This is a genomic window from Bacillus sp. FSL W8-0102 (assembly GCF_038007225.1).
GTDB lineage: Bacteria > Bacillota > Bacilli > Bacillales > DSM-4216 > Bacillus_O > Bacillus_O smithii.
Map to the genome: position 1 here is coordinate 3,605,784 of NZ_JBBOWT010000001.1, position 19,807 is coordinate 3,625,590.

The 19,807-nt window shown below is 42.3% G+C and carries 20 protein-coding genes and 2 pseudogenes; 7 read left to right on the forward strand and 15 right to left on the reverse strand.

What is annotated here, in order from left to right:
* Positions 1–149 precede the first annotated feature (149 nt).
* Complete coding sequence (gene hemQ / locus N1I87_RS17095) at positions 150–905, forward strand: hydrogen peroxide-dependent heme synthase (RefSeq protein ID WP_003354335.1); 756 nt, start codon at positions 150–152, stop codon at positions 903–905.
* Positions 906–1,454: 549 nt separating this feature from the next.
* Positions 1,455–1,940, forward strand: a complete 486-nt coding sequence (gerQ, locus tag N1I87_RS17100) for a spore coat protein GerQ (RefSeq protein ID WP_341103069.1) — start codon at positions 1,455–1,457, stop codon at positions 1,938–1,940.
* Between the two features lie 194 nt (positions 1,941–2,134).
* Here the strand turns inward: gerQ and N1I87_RS17105 are convergent, their stop codons facing one another.
* Positions 2,135–2,506: a DUF423 domain-containing protein gene (locus N1I87_RS17105; protein WP_048624276.1), complete on the reverse strand. Its 372-nt coding sequence runs from the start codon at positions 2,504–2,506 to the stop codon at positions 2,135–2,137.
* 105 nt (positions 2,507–2,611) lie between these two features.
* The gene (locus N1I87_RS17110) at positions 2,612–2,881 is read right to left on the reverse strand and encodes a YwdI family protein (protein WP_048624277.1); all 270 of its coding nucleotides are present in this window, start codon (positions 2,879–2,881) and stop codon (positions 2,612–2,614) included.
* A 325-nt stretch (positions 2,882–3,206) separates the two neighbouring features.
* Between N1I87_RS17110 and speE the strand changes: the two genes are divergently transcribed.
* Positions 3,207–4,067, forward strand: a complete 861-nt coding sequence (speE, locus tag N1I87_RS17115) for a polyamine aminopropyltransferase (RefSeq protein WP_327804606.1) — start codon at positions 3,207–3,209, stop codon at positions 4,065–4,067.
* A 150-nt stretch (positions 4,068–4,217) separates the two neighbouring features.
* Here speE and N1I87_RS17120 read toward each other — a convergent pair whose 3' ends face one another.
* The 5 genes from N1I87_RS17120 to mobA all read right to left on the reverse strand — a co-directional run bounded on the left by N1I87_RS17120 (position 4,218) and on the right by mobA (position 7,608).
* Complete coding sequence (locus N1I87_RS17120) at positions 4,218–4,901, reverse strand: uracil-DNA glycosylase (RefSeq protein WP_341103071.1); 684 nt, start codon at positions 4,899–4,901, stop codon at positions 4,218–4,220.
* A gap of 279 nt (positions 4,902–5,180) precedes the next feature.
* Positions 5,181–6,197 (reverse strand): ThiF family adenylyltransferase, encoded by a 1,017-nt coding sequence (locus N1I87_RS17125; protein WP_341103073.1) that lies wholly within the window; start codon positions 6,195–6,197, stop codon positions 5,181–5,183.
* A gap of 43 nt (positions 6,198–6,240) precedes the next feature.
* On the reverse strand, positions 6,241–6,474 hold the full coding sequence (gene moaD, locus N1I87_RS17130) for a molybdopterin converting factor subunit 1 (RefSeq protein ID WP_003354344.1): 234 nt from the start codon (positions 6,472–6,474) through the stop codon (positions 6,241–6,243).
* Between the two features lie 71 nt (positions 6,475–6,545).
* Positions 6,546–6,998, reverse strand: coding sequence for a molybdenum cofactor biosynthesis protein MoaE (locus tag N1I87_RS17135; protein ID WP_003354345.1), 453 nt, complete (start codon positions 6,996–6,998; stop codon positions 6,546–6,548).
* Positions 6,991–7,608, reverse strand: a complete 618-nt coding sequence (gene mobA / locus N1I87_RS17140) for a molybdenum cofactor guanylyltransferase (protein WP_341103075.1) — start codon at positions 7,606–7,608, stop codon at positions 6,991–6,993. Before mobA ends, N1I87_RS17135 begins: the two co-directional genes overlap by 8 nt.
* A 551-nt stretch (positions 7,609–8,159) precedes the next feature.
* On the opposite strand from mobA, the gene N1I87_RS17145 reads away from it, so the two are divergent.
* Positions 8,160–8,507, forward strand: a complete 348-nt coding sequence (locus N1I87_RS17145) for a YojF family protein (RefSeq protein WP_003354347.1) — start codon at positions 8,160–8,162, stop codon at positions 8,505–8,507.
* Between the two features lie 30 nt (positions 8,508–8,537).
* Positions 8,538–9,218, forward strand: coding sequence for a bacillithiol biosynthesis deacetylase BshB2 (bshB2, locus tag N1I87_RS17150; RefSeq protein ID WP_270583637.1), 681 nt, complete (start codon positions 8,538–8,540; stop codon positions 9,216–9,218).
* A 414-nt stretch (positions 9,219–9,632) separates the two neighbouring features.
* On the opposite strand, the pseudogene N1I87_RS17155 reads toward bshB2, so the two are convergent.
* The 3 genes and pseudogenes from N1I87_RS17155 to ilvA form a co-directional block, all read right to left on the reverse strand.
* Positions 9,633–10,748 (reverse strand): annotated as a pseudogene (locus tag N1I87_RS17155) (RNA-guided endonuclease TnpB family protein); the annotation flags it as partial.
* A 17-nt stretch (positions 10,749–10,765) separates the two neighbouring features.
* Positions 10,766–11,171 (reverse strand): annotated as a pseudogene (tnpA, locus tag N1I87_RS17160) (IS200/IS605 family transposase).
* 147 nt (positions 11,172–11,318) lie between these two features.
* Positions 11,319–12,581 (reverse strand): threonine ammonia-lyase IlvA, encoded by a 1,263-nt coding sequence (gene ilvA, locus N1I87_RS17165; protein ID WP_327803655.1) that lies wholly within the window; start codon positions 12,579–12,581, stop codon positions 11,319–11,321.
* Between the two features lie 151 nt (positions 12,582–12,732).
* On the opposite strand from ilvA, the gene N1I87_RS17170 reads away from it, so the two are divergent.
* A complete protein-coding gene (locus N1I87_RS17170; protein WP_341101118.1) occupies positions 12,733–13,920 on the forward strand; it encodes an IS701 family transposase in 1,188 nt (395 codons plus the stop codon).
* A gap of 322 nt (positions 13,921–14,242) precedes the next feature.
* Here the strand turns inward: N1I87_RS17170 and N1I87_RS17175 are convergent, their stop codons facing one another.
* The 4 genes from N1I87_RS17175 to N1I87_RS17190 form a co-directional block, all read right to left on the reverse strand.
* Positions 14,243–15,097, reverse strand: coding sequence for a Cof-type HAD-IIB family hydrolase (locus tag N1I87_RS17175; RefSeq protein WP_003354352.1), 855 nt, complete (start codon positions 15,095–15,097; stop codon positions 14,243–14,245).
* Positions 15,098–15,259: 162 nt separating this feature from the next.
* Positions 15,260–15,436, reverse strand: coding sequence for a sporulation histidine kinase inhibitor Sda (sda, locus tag N1I87_RS17180; RefSeq protein WP_327796732.1), 177 nt, complete (start codon positions 15,434–15,436; stop codon positions 15,260–15,262).
* A gap of 382 nt (positions 15,437–15,818) precedes the next feature.
* A complete protein-coding gene (locus N1I87_RS17185) occupies positions 15,819–17,195 on the reverse strand; it encodes an ISLre2 family transposase (protein ID WP_341100208.1) in 1,377 nt (458 codons plus the stop codon).
* Between the two features lie 524 nt (positions 17,196–17,719).
* A complete protein-coding gene (locus tag N1I87_RS17190; RefSeq protein ID WP_341103078.1) occupies positions 17,720–17,920 on the reverse strand; it encodes a hypothetical protein in 201 nt (66 codons plus the stop codon).
* 186 nt (positions 17,921–18,106) lie between these two features.
* Here N1I87_RS17190 and N1I87_RS17195 point away from each other — a divergent pair, with 186 nt between their 5' ends.
* A complete protein-coding gene (locus N1I87_RS17195) occupies positions 18,107–18,949 on the forward strand; it encodes an alpha/beta fold hydrolase (protein ID WP_341103080.1) in 843 nt (280 codons plus the stop codon).
* Between the two features lie 13 nt (positions 18,950–18,962).
* Here N1I87_RS17195 and ybaK read toward each other — a convergent pair whose 3' ends face one another.
* Entirely contained in the window at positions 18,963–19,445 is a 483-nt protein-coding gene (gene ybaK, locus N1I87_RS17200) for a Cys-tRNA(Pro) deacylase (RefSeq protein WP_003354922.1), read from the reverse strand.
* Between the last annotated feature and the right edge of the window lie 362 nt (positions 19,446–19,807).

The following is a 19,807-nucleotide window of genomic DNA, read 5'->3' on the forward strand; positions in this document are numbered from 1 at the left end:
ATAAAGGTCTACTCATTGTAATCCCTCTTTCTAATGAAGCTTCAAGAATTAGCCACAACTGCACAGGTTTCTTTTCAGATGAATAGGGACAAACTATGGTATATTAAAAAAAGAGAAAGTTGAAGCATTTTGAATAGGAGTTGATATCGTTGAGTGAAGCTGCGCAAACACTGGACGGCTGGTACGTCCTTCATGATTTTCGAACCATCGATTGGGCCCTGTGGAAAACTCTTTCCAGCGAAGAACGTCAATTAGCTCTGGCTGAACTTAACCGTTTCTTAGAAAAATTAGAAAAAACACAAGCTGAACAAAAAGGCAGCCATGCGCTCTACTCCATCGTGGGGCAAAAAGCCGATATAATGCTTATGACATTGCGCCCAACAATGGAAGAATTGAACGAGCTGGAAAATGAATTTAATAAACTAACAATCGCGGAGTTTACGATCCCGAGCTACTCATATGTATCCGTCGTGGAGCTAAGCAACTATCTCCCTTCTGATTCCGATGAAGATCCATATGAAAATCCATATGTGCGTTCTCGGCTTTATCCCATTCTGCCAAAATCGAAATACATTTGCTTTTATCCAATGGACAAACGCCGGCAAGGAAACGACAACTGGTATATGCTTCCAATGGAAGAACGCCGTGAATTGATGAGAAGCCACGGATTAATCGGACGTAAATATGCCGGCAAAGTCAAACAAATTATTTCCGGTTCTGTCGGTTTTGACGATTACGAATGGGGAGTTACCTTATTTGCCGACGATGTTCTCCAATTTAAAAAATTGGTCTATGAAATGCGTTTTGATGAAGTAAGCGCCCGCTACGGCGAATTCGGTTCATTCTTCGTCGGTCCGTTGTTGGAAAAAGAAAAACTTCCTCAATTTTTTCATATCAATGAATAAATCGAGATAGGTCCTTAAGAGCCAAACTCTTAAGGACCTTTTTCTTTCTCTCCGTTTATGAAAACCTGTATTCTTTCCCCCCAAAAAACTTTGTCACAAAATTTGTACAATTCTTTAAGAAAGCTGTTCATTTTTTGAAGATGCTTGCATAAGTATGAAAATGGGCTATTTCATTAAAAAACATAAAGACGCTCTTCAAAAAGTGAGGTGAAATACAGAAAAACTGCCTATAGCGAAGATGGTGCTTTTTCTGTCTGTTTTATAGGAAAGGTAAGCATATAATCCATAAAAGATGGATGTTCCAATGCCATTGCTTTCCTGTTTGCAACTGATAAGACCCATTGGCAGCGCCATGATTCCAACCTCCGAAGACATATCAGAAGAGCCAGAAATAAAAAATAGTTGGCAAAAGAACCATTTCACCCGTCAACTAAAAAGTGGTTGTTTCATGAACAGTTTCCTGAATAGAACCAGGCAGGTCTATTCCTTTTACTTTCTATTAAACCTCTTGCCCAAGGTGTATGAATATTAGAATAAGGAGGATCTCGAATGAGGCAACAACCAAGTGGTAACCAACAAGTGTATTATACTTATCCGCAAGGATATCCGGCTCAAGCGGTCCAGCCAAGCCCATATCCTCATGTACCCTTTTACCCTGGAGCGAGCCAGCAACAGCAGCTAGTAGGAGGTGCTGCTCCAAGCCAACAAACTCCAACCAGCGTCGCTCAATATATTCCGGGAATGCTGCCCCTAGAGCAATCGTATATTGAAAATATTTTACGGCTGAATAAAGGGAAACTCGTCACCGTATATATGACATTTGAAAACAATCGAGAATGGAATGCCAAAATCTTCAAAGGAGTTATCGAGGCAGCCGGCCGCGATCATCTTATTATAAGCGACCCGCAAACAGGCACACGCTATTTGCTTCCTATGGTATACGTGGACTACATTACATTTGAAGAACCGATTGAGTATGAATATCCGTTTGCAGGCGGAGGCGGCGGGCCAGGCGGATCGTACCAGCCAAGATAACGTGCCCTTTATTGGGGTGTTTTAAGCGTGATGATCCTGCTCGTTTAACGATTCAAATGCATGATTTCTATCCCTAGCTTCGCGGATATCACAAGCACAAAACAGAAACAATCAAAAAAAGAAGAGGCCCCTACAAAAGCGGATGGGATCGCCTCTTCCTTTTAATATTTGATTGTATTGACAATCCAATCTTTTTACATCCACTTGGTTGCTGCCAAAACAAGCAAAAACCAACCTATTAAAAACGAGATCCCGCCTAAAGGAGTAATGGCCCCCAAAATATGAATTTTCGTCAAACTGAGTACATACAAACTTCCCGAAAAGAGCACAATTCCAATAAACAAAAGCCATCCCGACCAAGAAATAAGTGAACTAGCCGGATATTTTCCCGCTAAAATGGCGACAATCAACAGCCCAAGTGCATGAAACATTTGATATTGGACGCCGGTTTTCCAAATATCCATATACTTTTGTTCCAATTTTCCTTCCAGTCCATGTGCGCCAAACGCCCCCAGCGCCACAGCTAGCAGTGCATTAATAGCCCCTATTATGACAAAAATTTTCATCCTGTTCCCTCTCCCTTCAAGGTTTTGCTGCCACTTATCTATACAGCCATCTGCTTAAAAAGCATTTTAGTGTTTCCATCTCCGGGTCTAGCGGCAAAAAATTCGTTAAAAATCAAAAATGGAATCTCCGTTGGCTCCATCATCCGTTTCCAGCTTGTTTCCTTGCAAAGGCAAAGCCCTTTCTTCAGCAGGACTGACAGGCGTGCTGTTCTCTTCCAAAAATGCCGCAGGGTTCAATTGTGAATCGAGCACCACTTCACACAGAGTTTTTATGGTATAAAGATGCTGATATAATGCATCGCTATTTTCTTCTTGGCGCGCCTTTTTCGTTTCCTCTTCAATTTTCTTTAAAAGTTGATAATGGCTGATCTGCAAAATCTCCACCTCCCTAAGCCCATTTTTAAACCCTTCTCTGTTTCACGGATTAAAAGTCCTCTATTGGCTTTTTCAGTATGCTTTCAAAATGAAAAGGACATGATAATTCCATTATGATCGTTCTGAAATATGTAATTCAAGCGAAAAAATTCTTCTGTAAATCGTCGCCACTTTTTCAAATAATCCGTAAAACAAGGCCCGAAAACCGAGTATTTTCACAGTATGCTTTGTTTTGCTACAATATGGGTCGTATAGATCTATTCTATCAAAACAGGTCTAATTTTTACATTTGTATGGGAATCAAAAAAGAAAGGAGACGATCATGATGAACACTAATCTCGAATGGCTGCAAGAAATAGACGGGAGCCTATGGCTGACAGAAAATGACCGAAATACGCTGAAAATCAGTTATAAACTAAAAGAGATTCTTTTCTCAGAACAATCCCCCTATCAGCATGTCATGATTGTAGATTCGTATGATTTCGGAAGAATGCTGGTTTTAGACGGGGTTGTACAAACGACTTCCTTGGATGGACACATTTATAATGAAATGATTACCCATGTTCCTATTCTGCTTCATCCCCATCCTAAAAAAGTGCTCATTATCGGAGGCGGCGACTGCGGCGCAGCAAGAGAGGCAGCCAAACATCCCGGCATCGAACAAATCGATATGGTGGAAATTGACGAACTGGTAGTGAAAGCTTGTAAACAATATTTACCGGATGTTTCAGGGAACTTATCCGATCCCCGCGTTCAATTTATTTTTGAAGACGGGATTGAATTCGTGAAAAATCGCCAAGACGAATATGATGTGGTCATCATTGACTCCTCCGATCCTGTCGGGCCCGCAGAAGCATTATTTACACATGACTTTTATGCAAGCGTAGAAAAAGTATTAAAAAAAGACGGCATTATAGTATGTCAAAGTCAATCTCCTTTGTTCCATCAGGAGATTCTTAAACAAACGTTTGATCATATTCAAAATTTATTCCCTTATGCCGGTGTCTATAAAGCTGTTGTTCCAACCTACCCAGGAGGAATGTGGAGTTTCACACTAGGATCAAAAGTCTATCCGATTGATACTAACAGCAAACAAGTACCTAACCTTGATACCAAATATTTCAACGCCGAAATTTTCCAAAGCTGTTTTCTTCTCCCTCAGCAAATGAAAAACCTGCTGAAATAAACTTCTTTCTATATCCATGCATGCAAGAAAAGCTGGAAATTCACAATAGATTCGTTTGAATGATAAAAAATCCTTCAAGCATTTTGTCGAAATGTTTCACGTGAAACATTTCGACTTTTGTTGTTATTTGTCAAAAGAATGAAAGATGGTTTATGAAAGATTGGGAATTTGCCAGTCAATTTCTGTCTCACCTATTTCCCGCAAAAAGCGATTTGCTTTTGAAAACGGACGGCTGCCAAAAAATCCTCGGTTTGCGGACAATGGACTAGGATGCGGCGAGCGGATGATAAAATGCTTCGTCTGATCAATCAGCGGCAATTTGCTTTGAGCCGGACGCCCCCACAAAATAAATACCGCCGGTTTTTCTCGATTATTGATGAGCGAAATCACCCGATCGGTAAATTGCTCCCATCCTTTTCCGCGGTGAGAATGGGCTTCTCCTTGACGAACCGTTAAAACTGTATTTAACAGCAAAACGCCTTGGCGCGCCCAAGGGATCAAACAGCCGTTATCAGGAATATAGCAGCCTAGATCATCATGCAATTCTTGAAAAATATTTTTTAAAGAAGGAGGGATTGGAACATTCGGTTTGACTGAAAAACTTAAACCGTGGGCCTGATTAGGTCCATGATAAGGATCTTGCCCTAAAAGCACTACTTTTACGTTCTTGTAGGGAGTAAAATGAAGGGCATTGAAAATATCATACATGTCCGGATAAACAATTCTTGTTTGATATTCTTTTTTTAAAAATTCACGCAAGCGTAGATAATATTCTTTTTCAAATTCTTCCTCCAATAACTGAGCCCAGTCATTGGATAGAATTTTCTTTTTCATTCGTTCCCACCTTTGCCTTTTCCATGAAATGTTTATTCTTGATTCAACTATACCTTATCAATTTTTGTCGAAATGCGCTACTTCCAACGAGCAAAGAAGGATTCCGTTATCTTCGCCATCAAAAAATTTTCGAAGTTGCTGTATACACAACAGAAAGCGCATCATCAGAAAAACAAAGATTTCAAAAAATTTTTCAAACATTCGTTTAAGAAAAAATACAAAAGTAAAAGAGCGGCCGGATGTTGAAACGGGCCGCCGCTTGTTTATGTTCATTAACAGCTATCCTAAAAGAGTTTGATAGATTTTTTTTGCCGTGGCTTCATCTTTCGTGCCGTGAATCAAAGCTCTGCCATCTTGAAATAAAACGATGCGAAGATCCTCTTTTTCAATGGCTAATAAATAAGGATTCCCCTCTACATTCCAGCCTGCTCTTCTCCATTGAAGAGCGAGTGCAGATAGCTCCATGTCTCGTTTTTTCCCCGGCCTTACCTGCACTGTGTCCCTTCCGCAAAGAACGGTTGTTTTTGTGCGTGCTTCCCGCGACAAGAAAGGATAAGCAGGCTGTGCCCCGCAAGATAAGCAGCTTTCATCCTTTAATGCCCCCGCTTTGATTTCCAAATGATCGTTTTTCCAAAGATCAAAGCTTACAAAAGACGGACGTAAATCTTCTTGATGGTCGGTTAAAATCTTTAACGCTTCCGCCGACTGATAAGCAGCCACCATTTGAACAGCCGGCCCGATCACCCCCACCGTGTCGCAAGTCAATCCTTGCATCGGCATTTGCTTTAATAAGCATTGAAGACAGGGAGTTTTTCCGGGAACAATCGTATAAGTCATTCCAAAACTTCCCACACAAGCGCCAAAAATCCAAGGAATTCGATATTTTTGGGAAATGTCATTGATTAAAAAACGAGTTTCAAAGTTATCCGTACCGTCCAATATGAGATCGACTTCCTGCGCCAACTCTTCCAGCAATGCAGCATCTGCCTCGCCGACAATAGAATTTACATCAATGAGACCATTGATCTCTCCAAGCCTTTTTTCTGCCGCGGCCGCTTTTGGCCAGCGCATGCGAGCATCTTCCTCACTATATAAATGCTGCCGTTGCAAGTTGCTTTCTTCCACATAATCGCGATCAATGACGGTCATCCGGCCTACTCCCGCTCTAGCCAATATTTCGGCTGTTGCAGAACCTAAAGCTCCGGTCCCCACGATCAAAACATGCTTTTGGGAAAGCTTCTTCTGTCCTTCTCTCCCAATTGGTTCAAACAGTATTTGCCGGGAATACCGTTCCATTGCTGCACCTTCTTTCCGTTAAAATAGCATCCTGTGGCGCTTGTTATCCCCCGCTAACAGGTGGAATAAAGGCAACGACATCTCCCTCTTTTACTCTGTAGTCTTCCGGAACGAATTCTTCATTGACAGCTGTCATAGCAGAATCGAGCCGGCTGGCGTGAAACTGTTCCACCACTTCTTTTTTTATTTGTTTGATCGTTTTTCCGGCTCCTTCTATTTCTGCTTCGGATTGCCCCGTTTCTTCACGAAGATGAGCAAAAAATAAAATACGAATCATCCTACATCCTCCATTTCTTCCTTCATGCCCGCATTGCTTGCACGTTTACTTCATCCATTTCACCAGGGACATTATGATTCTTGCGGTGGTTTCCCATCGGAATAAGCAATCGTGCCTTGCTGATTTCCAATCCACTCTTCTCCGTCTTCCCAATGCTCTTTTTTCCAAATCGGCACCATTTCTTTTATTCTTTCAATAGCATAGCGGTTTGCCTCATAGGCGTCCTTCCGATGCGGAGTGGAAACAGCAATCGCTACCGCAATATCAGAAATGTCCAGCCGGCCGATTCGATGCACGATCGCCGTTTTAGCCCCCGGCCATCTTTTTTCAATTTCCTCTCCAATTTGTCTCAATTTCTTTTCTGCCATGGATTCATAGGCTTCATATTGCAAATAAAGTGTCTTTTTCCCGTTTGTCAATTCTCTTACCGTACCTAAAAACGTCACTACCGCACCTGCTTCAGGCCGGATCACCTGCTGGACTACCTCTTCCATTTTGATTGGCTGTTTTGTAATCTTAAACATCGTTTCTTTTCATTCCTTTTATTTTCGTTTTCACCACTTTGAACGATTCGGGATCATTCATATTCCAAAAAGCATTCGCATATTCTGCTTTTAAAGCATCAGGAACATCGTGTTCCGCCACGATCTTCATATCCAACAAGCGGAGAAATTCTTTCAAACGATATTGCTTGCGCTTAAGCTGAATTTTGGCCGTTTTTTTCGCTGATGTCTTATAAACAGCGAATAAAGGATGAAGAATCCCATCCGTCATAGGGATAATGGCATCTTGATCGGTCTTTGCCAATTCGTCTATCATCCATTTCCCGATACGTCTGGAAGCGAACGGCATATCACAAGCCACAAACAAGTTCATCTCCGTATCCGAATGAAGAAGACCCGTATAAATTCCTGCAAGCGGCCCGCATCCTCGAAAAGAGGCATCGTCTGGCAGCTGGGGAAGATCCATAGAATAAGAATGACTGCCCGTCAGCAACACCATTTTAGAAGTCAACGGTTGAAACTCATCCTTTAATCGCTCCAGCATGGTTTTCCCATCGACTTCCAAAAGTGCTTTATTCATCCCCATTCTGGTCGATTGACCGCCAGCCAACAAAAACACCGTTGTTTCCACTTGTCTCGTTCCCCTCTATTGCGCTGCTTACATTGAAGATTCACAAAATGAAAATCACAGATTAAAATTTATTCCGATGGTTTTTGCCTCTTTGACAAATAAACATTCTTCCCAATAGTGTAATGTAGCGTTGCATCCGTTAAAAGTTACATGAACATCTTTCAGTTGTTCTTTTTCCTTGATTTTACTATATCGTTAAACAACGAACAAACCTTTTGACAGAAAACGCTTTATTTTTCCGACAGCGTCAAAACGTCCAAAAGTATTTTCTCCCACAGCGGCATATGGAAACGATCAGAACTTGTGTAATCGAAAGCCTTTGCGGTCAGCCGCCGAATTTCGGACTCTGTTCACTCGTCAGCAACGCTTCTATAGTAAGCACCGTTTGAAAAGAAGTTCAAACAATTAGTGTGAAAGAAAAGAAATTTAGAAGGGGACCATCGACCGTTACGAACATTTTGCAGAGAGTCTTTCATTGCCCAACTCTTTTCGCAATTCTATCTGTTTTCTAGTACAATGAATCTATATATTTTTGTATAGAGGTGAAGAAAATGGAGCCGATTCTCGCTGACAAGGTCCAAGAATATATCAATCAATTTGCCGGCAAAGACGTGTATATCCATGTGGAAACGACGAACGGCGCTTATGCTTCTCATTTTAACGAAGGCTTTTTTTCGGCCGGTTGTTTTATCCGGAATGCCAAAGTAAACTATGAACATGGCAAAATCGCAGGAACAGGTCCATATCGGATCGGTTTGAAGTTGGATCTCGGGTGGATTTACGTAGAAGGCCTCACCCATTTTGAACTGGATGACCAAGGAAGACTGCTTCTTTCGGGGCATGGCCATGACGGAAAATTAGCGGCTGCTTTGGAAATCAGCCACACACCGTTCGACTAAGGAAAGGAGCGATTTAAGAACATGAACAAAATCGAAAAAGAGCGTCATGTGCTGGTTATTTATCCACATCCGGATGATGAAGCACTGGGGGTTTCAGGAACACTTGCCATTTATGCGAAAAACAACGTTCCTATCACCTATGCGTGTCTGACATTGGGCGAAATGGGAAGAAATTTAGGCAATCCGCCGTTTGCTACTCGAGAAACATTGCCCAAAGTCCGTAAAAAGGAACTCGAGAAAGCAGCTGAAGTGATCGGCATTCAAGATTTGCGAATGATGGGGCTTCGCGATAAAACGGTGGAATTTGAAGATGATGAAAAAATGGTCAAACTGGTGACTGATTTAATCGAAGAACTGAATCCATCGTTGATCATTACTTTTTATCCCGGCTACTCCGTCCACCCGGACCATGAAGCTACCGGACGTGCGGTTGTAAGAGCGGTGCGCCGAATTCCAGTGGAAAAACGGCCGAAGCTATACTGCACAGCCTTTTCCAAAGACTGCGAAAGAAATCTAGGTGAACCCGATATTGTAAACGATATTCGTGAAGTACAGGATATCAAGATCGCTGCTTTAAAAGCGCATATCTCCCAAACTGCTTGGATGCTGAAGGGATTGGAGGAAAGCATAGCTCAAAACAATCCGATCAGCGAACGGTTAACAATAGAACGTTTATGGAGCTATCAATGGGATCGTGACGAAGTAGATTGATCCTATCTTTGTCATAAACGCTCGTAAAAAAGCAGCACTTTGCCTTTCATCTCTAAGCGATTGTTTTATTTTAAAAAGGCAATGATCGCAAGAAAGAGTTCGATTGCAACCAATACCTATCAAACCGATTCTACACAAAAAGCCAGCCCACTTCTTTCACGTTGGTACTGGCTTTTATTATTTTTCTTATCCACTCATCGCCTGAATCAAAACAGGAAAGAACCGATCCTATGTAAACTCTTTGGAGCGTCTTCTCTTTGACTTTGATCATCATCCCTTAATGAGGCGCCATGAGCTGGATGAAGATAGTGAACTACCCGCCACCTACGCTTCGCTTAGAGGTGAGGGCTTCTAAGGTAATCGCACCTAACCGTACGAAATTTACTTAGCTATCGAGCCTGTTCCATGCTCTATTTATGATGATGCTAATGCCAACAGTCGCAATCCTTCACGCTTGATATTGATAGAAGCATTCCAATCTCTATCTGCTACAAAACCACAATCACAATGGAATATGCGCTCAGAAAGAGATAGAGACTCCTTTACTTGACCGCAACATGAACAAGTTTTGGATGATGGAAACCACTTATCTATTTTGATAAGCTTTTTCCCTTGCTCCTCTAACTTGTATTGGAGAAATTTCGTGAACATGCCCCATGCATGATCAGCAACGCTTTTGCCGAAATTGAGTGCTTGGGACATTCCCTTCATGTTGAGGTCTTCGATAACCACGCAATCATATAGTTTCGCTAATTTGTGCGATTCCTTATGTAGAAAGTCTTTTCGTTGGTTCGCAATTCTTTCATGTAGCTTCGCCACTTTTAGTCGTTGCTTGTGCCAACGATTAGAACCTTTCTTTCTGCGTGATAGAACGTGCTGTTCTTTCGCTAATTTTCCCAAGGCTTGGCGATAGAAACGAGGGTAATTGGCTGTCTTACCTTCTTCACTATCGACAAATAAACCGTTCATGGAAAAATCTAAGCCAACAACAGCTTGTACTTCTTTTTGTACAGGTTGATGTTCGTATTCAGTGAGAATAGAAACATAGTATTTTCCTGTTTTTGTTCGAGAAACCGTACAAGACTTGATGATATGATGTGACGGAATTTCTCGATGTTGTTTGATTTTTACAAATTTCAGTTTCGGTAATTTGATATAACCATCCAAAAGCATAATGTTTCCGTTGACCACGTTGGTTGTGTAGGACTGTCTCGCCTTTCGGCTTTTGAACTTCGGAAATTCAGCACGACCAGAGAAGAAGTTTTGGTATGCCTTCTGCAAATTCAGTTGAGCGTTTGCCAACGCAAGGCTGTCTACTTCTTTGAGCCATGGAAATTCCTTTTTGTACTTTGCAGGAGTCGGGAATTTTTTTTGCTTTTTCAAGGCTTCTTTGTCGTCCTTGAATGGTTCATATGTTTCCATTCGTTCAGCCAACATTTTGTTGTAGATGAAACGAACGCAGCCGAAGGTTTTTGTAAGAAGTTGCTCTTGTTCTTGTGTTGGGTACAGACGAAATTTATATGCTTTGTTTGCCGTATCGAATCACCTCACTTCCTCCCTTGATTTTCTATATACTGCTTTATCACTTCAATGGGCGCACCACCTGTTGTAAGTAAGCAAAAGCTTCTTGACCAAAAATACTCTTTCCAAAGTTTTCTTTTCACTTGTGGATAATGCTTTTTGATAAGTCTTAGAACTTGCACTTTTATAGGCATTGATGAACTTTGATAGTTCACTATTCGGATGTGCCTTGAACAAAATATGCACATGGTCAAGATCGTGATTCCATTCGACCAAGGAAATATTGTAATGTTCACCAAGTCGAATAAACATATCTTTTGCATAGTCAGATATGGGGTCATCAATCACTTGTCTGCGATATTTTACGACCAGAACAAGATGATAATACAAAAGGAATACCGAATGATTATTATTATCTAATTCCGTTGATATAACAGTCTTTCATTATATAAATACTGATTATATCGTAATACAAAAAAGAGACAACTTTAGGCTACGCCTAGCCGACATTCATCTCCCACTTCACTGGTGCTTCAGCGCCTTCACATTTAGAAGTAGGGGACTTCTTTCGGAGGGAAGTTAAATTAAAAAATTAAATAAAAGCGGGTCATTGTTAATTTCCATATACGGGAAGCCTTTGCGATTCATACGCTCAATCAGCGGGTAATAGTCTTCCCGTTTTTTCAATTCAATGCCTACAAGCACCGGTCCTTCATCGCGGCTATTCTTTTTCGTGTATTCGAATCTTGTAATATCATCATGCTCGCCTAGCACATCAGACATAAATTCCCTTAATGCACCAGCTCGCTGCGGGAAATTGACGATAAAATAATGCTTTAATCCTTCATAAATAAGAGACCGCTCTTTGATTTCCTGCATTCGCGAGATATCATTGTTTCCTCCGCTTAAAACGCAGACAACATTTTTTCCTTTTATTTGATCTTTGTAAAAATCCAAAGCGGCGATAGGAAGAGCCCCTGCAGGTTCCGCCACAATCGCATTTTCGTTGTATAAATTCAAAATCGTCGTACAAACTTTTCCTTCCGGCACCACCACGATGTCGTCCACAACTTCTTTGCAGATTTCCATCGTTAAATCTCCTACTTGCTTGACCGCGGCGCCGTCGACAAATGGATCAATATTTTCTAAGTTCATCACTTTTCCGTTTTCCAATGATTTTTTCATACTTGGCGCCCCCTCCGGTTCAACGCCAATAATTTTTGTTTCCGGGCTGATGCTCTTTATATAAGAGCCGACGCCGGAAACTAATCCTCCCCCACCAATCGCAGCGAAGACAAAATCCACCGGTTCAGCACTGTCATTCATAATCTCTACCCCAACCGTTCCTTGTCCCGCAATAATGCGAGAATCATCAAACGGATGCACAAATATCATATCTTCTTTAGCACAACATTCTCTTGCTTTCATATAGGAATCATCAAATGTGTCTCCTGTTAAAATCACTTCTACATAAGAGCCGCCAAATAATTGAACTTGGGAAATCTTTTGCCGTGGAGTCGTCGTCGGCATAAAAATTTTTCCGTAGATTCCCAAATTTTTGCACGAATAAGCCACCCCTTGAGCGTGATTGCCGGCACTGGCGCATACGACTCCTTTTTTCCTTTCTTCTTCTGTCAAGCTCTGGATGAAGTGGTAGGCACCGCGTATTTTGAAAGAACGGACGATTTGCAAATCTTCCCTTTTTATATAAATATTGCATTGATAACGTTCGGATAATCGTTCATTTTTTTGTAGAGGTGTTTTTTCCACTACATCCTTCAGCATTTGATTGGCTACTACGATGTCTTCCACACTGATTTTTGTCAAAGCTTTGCTCATCATAACGCCCCTTCTTAATATTTGAATTTTAAACTGTAGATGAGCAAATTCACTGACATAAATTGACAACTAAACAAAAAAGGAGACATGAACCGGACTCCTTGGGTAAAATAGATGTGCTCAAAACCCATTCACACAAGGAGGTTCATGTCTCATGAATAGATTAGCACATCACCAAGGAATCCACAAGTTTTTCTTCACGCTGGGGTTGACGCTGCAGCTTTCCAAACCGGTCATCAAGCATCTCATTCATATCGTCGATGCCTTGACCACCAAGGGATTCTCGGGAACATTGACTGATATTCATTACTGGAGCTTTCATCCGAATCATCGAACGACGCTCAGTCACTTTTTCACGAAAAGCCCTTGGAACGAGGAAAGGCTGCTTGGGAAGCTTCAAGAGTGGATCCTTTCCCAGGTCAAACGACTGGCCAAACGGAAGAATCAACCCCTTTTTGTTTCGATTGATGATACGATTTGCCAAAAAACGAAGCCTTCGTCACGGGCTGCGCACGCCATTCAAGGGTGCGACTGGCACTACTCGCATAAAGATCATCAATCGGTCTGGGGGCATTCGCTCGTTTGGCTGATGGTGCACACCTTCACGCAGGCGTTCCCATTTGCGTTCCGCCTGTATGACAAGAAAGCGGGAAAAAGCAAGATCGACCTGGCGATCGAGATGCTTTCCTCGCTCAAGGTGAAGCGGGCTCAGCCGGTGTATGTGCTCATGGATTCGTGGTATCCGTCCAAAAAGCTCATTGAAGCCTGCTTGAAACAGGGATTCCATGTCATCGCGATGCTCAAGACGAACCGGATTCTCTACCCGAAAGGCATCGCCATCCAAGCCAAGCAGTTCGCCCGCTATATCGAGTCCAAAGACACCCGCCTCGTCACGGTGGGGCAGGAGCGTTATCGCGTGTATCGCTATGAGGGGGCCATCCATGGCCTCGATGACGCGGTGGTGCTACTGGCTTGGAAGGCGGATCAGCCGATGGCGCCGGAACATCTTCATTGCATCTTGAGCACCGACCGGGAACTCGGGGACGAAGACATCTTGCGTTACTACGCCCAGCGCTGGACGATCGAGTGCTTTTTCCGGCAGGCGAAAGATCAACTGAAGCTGGATGGATACCGCGTTCGCCACATTCGGGCGGTGAAACGGTATTGGGCGGTGGTGCTGTTGGCCTGCGTGTACAGCATCGCCGAATCCCGACAAAACCTCTCCACCGGGCTGGAGCTTCTTCGGTCGCGGAAAGACCACAGCGTCGTCGAGTTCATTTATGACGCTGCAAAGCAAGATATTCCCATTGATGTGATCAAAAAACAGCTCCGTATCGCGTAAGGGGTACCCTGTTTGTCTCTCTAACCATGGAAATTATTGTAATGAAAAATGCTCATCTACAGTTTTAAAAATAATTCTAACACATTTTCGGTCAAATAGATGAACAAATTTTCTTAAAATGATGATTTTTATGATAGCTCACCTTTGACTTTAAGCGCGAAAATAAACATAACGTCAACTTAGCCAATGCCACTGATGATAAAAGAAAACTTACCACCAGCTAAGAATTCACATTCCCTACTGACGGTAAGTTCGATAAGCTGTTTTTGGATAGCTTATTGTCTCTATTGAATTTATTCGTATCATTCGGTCTTGGGAATTTTTAAAGAACTTCCAGTATTGCTTTTCCAACCCCATCTTCGTCATTCACCGCTGTCTCATGGCTGCAAATTTTTTTGATATCCGGATGGCCATTTCCCATCGCAACAGAGCGCCCCACTCTCTCAAACATAGAGAGATCGTTCAAGTTATCGCCGATCGCCATTGTTTCTTGCATAGAGATGCCCATTCTTTCAGTAAACCACGTCAATGCGATTCCTTTTTGGGCTTTATTATGCGTCACTTCCAAATTCTCGCTTCCAGATGAACTTACCGAAATTTCCGGAAGCGCTTCTAATTTCTCTTTGACCCTCATCAATTCACTAGGATTTTTTGAAACAACAAGGAATTTATAAACAAGCTGATCATTGCTTTCGATAACGTGTTCATAGTTTTCTACAATCTGAATATGTCCTTTGGAGTATCGGTTTTTGGCCATTTCATAAATTTGATCCTCCGGCATATCTGGATTTGCCGTTTGAAAGATGTTCATTAACGTCTGAACGCCTTTTTCATAATGATCCGTATATATCCCTTTGTTAGTAAACACTTCGTAATAAGTATCCGAATGATGAAGAATTTCATAAATATCGAGGGATTGTTTGGCCGATAATTCATTTGTATGAATGATTTCGCCTTCTTTTGTTCTCACTTCTGCCCCATTCACACAAATAATTGGGCACTGTAAGCCAGCTTCCGCTAATACTGTTTGGGCTTCATCGTACGAACGCCCTGTGGCAATCACGACTTCTATTCCCTTTTCTTGGGCTTTTTTGATGGCTGTACGGTTACCCTCGCTAATCATCTGCCGGCTATTTAACAGTGTTCCATCCATGTCTGTAGCAATACATTTAATCATGCATTTCACCCTTATCTATTTCCTCATTACACTTTCAGCAATTCATTTCTATCTTACCATTTTTTAAAGACAAGATCAGTTTTCCGCACCCGTTTAAAGGCTGTCGAAACTTCAGTCCATAAAAAAAACGTATGTCCCTATACATACGTTTTTGTGAAATCATTAATGAATAATCTGCCTTAATTTTTCATATTGTTTATCAGTTTTACTTTTAATTTTTCTTCGTTCGATTTCCATTTCCAGCAATTGAATAAAATCTTTAGAGAGATTTTCCGTTTTAGCTCGTTCATATACTTCCATCAACTGTTCATCCCTCAGCAAAACAAGCGATGGATTCACCTTTCCCAACCTCCTTTCCCTTTTTAATTTCTTTTGAATCATGAAAAGTTCCTCAAAACAAAAAAGGGGACCCGATCCTTAAAAATATGGCAACATTCCCGTTTTGATCAAGTATTCATCATTTAAGAAATAATTCAAAATTTCTGGGTGATGATCGTTTTTTCTGGCCTGATCCTCATTAACATCGATATTTTAATATGATTTTTAATAGAAATAAAGGGTTTTTCAAAAAATGAGTCAGTCAAGATTTTGTGGGAACTTTTTTGGTTCGCTAAAAAACAGGTGTAAGTCATAGGTTAGCGAACCATTTTTTTAAATTTCATCCGTAAGCGCTTTCGGACTCTCATCCCTTGCCATGACAGACCGATATGTATACCTTTTTTTACCATCCCTTGAGTTCAGACAGGGCATGATAGATCGGTGTCCCGGACGATTGCTGTAAATATGGCACGTTATTCCGCGTGATCTCCGGCCAAAGACGGCGGACGCGTTGTTTCGCCTTGTTCACGATCGTCTGTTTGGTGGATGCCGTCGACACCGTTTCCTCCGCCGGATGCGACGATTCTTCTCCTAAACGACGTCCGAAAAGACGAATCCCATCCATCCGGGCAATCATTGCCTTGAAAAACGCCCTGAGTCCCTTGTCTGTCCAACTGCGGCGGTATTTCACCCGATACGCCAGCTGGCTCATCACGCTTTCAGCCCTCCCCATCGGATACATGCCCGTTGTGTCCACTCCTTGCTCCTTCAGCCATTCCCGGTAATCACGGATGCATCCCGGCATCGATTCGATCCGGTGGATCAAGGCAGCCAGCTGTTGTTCTTTCGCTTCGTCCCCCAGCGTGCCGAGGGCGCTGTTCAGTTCCACAAGCAGCTTCTCTTCATCCTGCTTCGCCAGCTTTTGCCGAATCGCCTGCCACCGTGGATGGCCCGAGAGGCATTGGCGCAACTCACGCGCCACGTGGAATCGATCCAATTGGAAGCAGACCCGTCCCTTGAAATACTCCCGGCACGCGGTAATCCATGGAGCGCCGTCCCCGTTGATGACAAGAAGATCCCGACACGGATCATAGGCATATTCATTTATCAAAAATTCCTCGAAGCCTTCCCACACCTCCCCCTTGCCCTCATGGACGTAATGGCGCTGATTGACAAATTCGATCCGTGAGCCGTTGCGCTTCCACCCTTCGTGAACGGTTAGGATCTTGTCTTCCTTGGCCCGTTTTCCCTTCCCTTGGCGAGAAACAAACAGTCCATCGGCCTCCACAAACAGCACCCGTCCATATCGCTGGTTGACCGGGCAGTGCAGCGGAGCTTCAGCTTCGAGCACCAACTGGCGGATCGCCTCATGGCTCATCACCGGATACCCGACCATCTGGGCAAGCGTACGAGCCGCTTTGCGATAAGAAGAGCACTCCACCGCCAATCCCACCGCTGTTTCTTCTAGACAAGGGCTGATTGACTGCGATCCATCAAACGCTAAAAAGGAATCAAGCAAAAACGTGTAACGGTTTTGTTCCCGGTCTAAATAGTAGTTCCGCTCAAAGGTAACTTCGCCAAACAGGGTTTGAATCGTGATGCGTCGTTTGTCTTTCAAGTGGTACCGGCGCTTGTCCCGGGTTTCCGCCAATTGTCGGTCGATGTCCTCCAACAAAGCCGTAAACAGTTCGGCGAAGGCGTTTTGCAAGGCTCGAAACAAATCAAGTTCGATCTCTTTCCATGACAACGAATTTGTGGTAAGATGTTGTTGAATATTCATGGGACTCTCTCCTCCTGTTTGATGGTTTGGCAATGATCATCTTACCAGGGAGAGAGTCCTTTTTTCATGTTTCCTGCTTGGGATCCTACCGCGCTTCGCTTGGTGGCCCCGATGAGGGGGATTGCGAACCTACGTTCCCAACCCCCTCATCGGGGAATTCTAAGAATTTCTCCCACAAACATTTTACTCACACTCAAAAAATTCAACAAAATTTTCTTTCGACTTTATTAGCGTTTAGCCAGCATTCACTGTTCCACTCGTATTCTTGACATCCATCGATCCATTAATTTCAAATTTTCACCTTCTATTTAGTCAGATTTCATCGGGCTGTCACATTTTTTGCCGAAATGCGTCTTCATCATTTAGCAGCTTATGTTCAATTGATGTTCCCTCTGTATGGAACGCATTAAGTAGAAGCGATTTTTTGTTAACGAACAAGATTGCATGTTATCGGCAAAAAAAAACACTCCATGGTCGAAGGAATTTTCAACATCCTTCCTTTTGATTTGAATAGCCATTCAAGATCACGCATCTGTTTGTTTGTCTGACCATCGTTTCTTACATGAAAAGTTTGCAAAAAACTCAAGTCTCCTTCTTAATTGATAAATCACTTCTATATTTATTTTGCCATCAAAACAATAAAGCCTTTCTCCTCCCCAGACACCTTTTAAAAATCCACCCAAAAAACAGAATTCTTTGCGCCATTTCCAAAAAAACTCCCTCATTCACCATCTTCTGTTTATTATTGCCACCAAAAACACATGACCCAATCGAATGCTGCTGGGCAAAATAAATTTTGAAAAGATCAATGCCTGACGGTGTTTTATACCAAAAATGAAATGTTCGAATGTACATCTTATTTTCAATTTTATATAGATATGATACAATGCACACGCATTGGAGGGTCAAAAATGAGTAAAAGCGGTAAAAATATACCTTTTTTATTGTCACTTTTACTGTTATTAGCTTATATCAGTTTTCAATTATTGAATCGTTCCGAGCCGGTCAATTCGCAAAATCAAACCTATATCGATCCACCGACCATTTTTGTTCATGGCTATAAAGGAACTTACAACTCTTTTAACGGAATGCTGAACCGCTTTGAATATAACTATCATTGGGGACATCGTGTGCTGATTTGCAAAGTGGCAAAAAACGGACATCTTTTCGTGAACGGGCATATCCCAAATGACAGCCATAGAATGTTCATTCAAGTCGTTTTTGAAAACAACCGAGCCAGTTTTCAGGACACTTCCCATTGGCTTTCTGAAGTGATGCTTTTGTTAAAAGAACGATACGGGATTGAAAATGTGAATATTGTCGGCCATTCCATGGGGGGAATTATTTCAACCAAGTTTCTCCTGGACCACGGCAACCAGCTTCGCTATCCTAAAGTAGAAAAATTGGTCACCATTGGCAGCCCTTTTTTGGGGATTGATCAATCCTCCTACTTTAAAGTGAATAGCGGACCAGCCGCTCTCGATTTAAAACCTGGATCTAAAGCTCTACAAGACCTATGGAGAAAATCGAACCACTTCCCACCAGACGTCAAAGTACTCGCTATTGCCGGAAAAGGCGACCAAGTAGTCAACACTTCAAGCGCCTTGTCTATCCGAAGAATGGTCCCTCGCCACAATTATCAAGACAAAATCGTCCAGAATGTACAAGTGACACATAGCGGCCTGCATGAAAGCACCGAAGTCGACCATTTTATCGGAACATTTTTATGGGGCCTGACCCCTTTCACACATTAAAGTGTGAAGGGGGTCAGGCCCCTTTAACTAGATCTTCTATTTTGGCGTTGACGACTTTTTGCAAGTCTGCGGGTGACAATTCTATTTGAACTCCAATTTTTCCTCCGCTTACTATAATTTCATGACAGTTTAACGCCTGCTTATCGATAAAAACGGGGTAATGCTTTTTCATGCCGATGGGCGAACAGCCTCCACGAACATAACCCGTCCACTTTTGCAGCTCGTTGACAGGGAGCATCTCTACCTTTTTTTCTCCTGCTACTTTAGCAGCCTTTTTCAAGTCCAGTTCAGACGCCACCGGAATGACAAACACATACAGCTGCTTTGTTCCACTTTGAACCACCAGCGTTTTAAACACACAATGAGGATCTTTGCCGAGGTTTTCCGCTACCGAAACACCATCTATTTTTCCGCCATGTGGTTCATACGTATAAACCTTATAGGGAATCTTTTTAGTATCCAGCATCCTTATGGCGTTCGTTTTTGCTTTTGACATCCTAATCACCTTTCCGTCTAGTTGCTTACTCCGCCGGCGCGTCAGCCACTCATAAAAGCAACGAGAGATTCCATTCTTCCATACGCCGTCTAATACATATCGCTGTTTTCATATCTCCTGTTCCCCTGGGAAACCGCTTCTTCGTTGATTTCTTCACTCTTTATTATCCGACAAATTTCGAGCATCTTCAATTTTTTGAACTTTCAACCGGTGGAAGACCATCATATATATCAAAAATAGATCAATTTTAATGTAAACGTTCTTTTAAGCACGGAATCAAGTTGGTATAATAAATGGTAAAGGTTTTACGATTTTCGAAAAAATCCAATATTTCGACATCGTTCATACAGAAGTACAAAGTT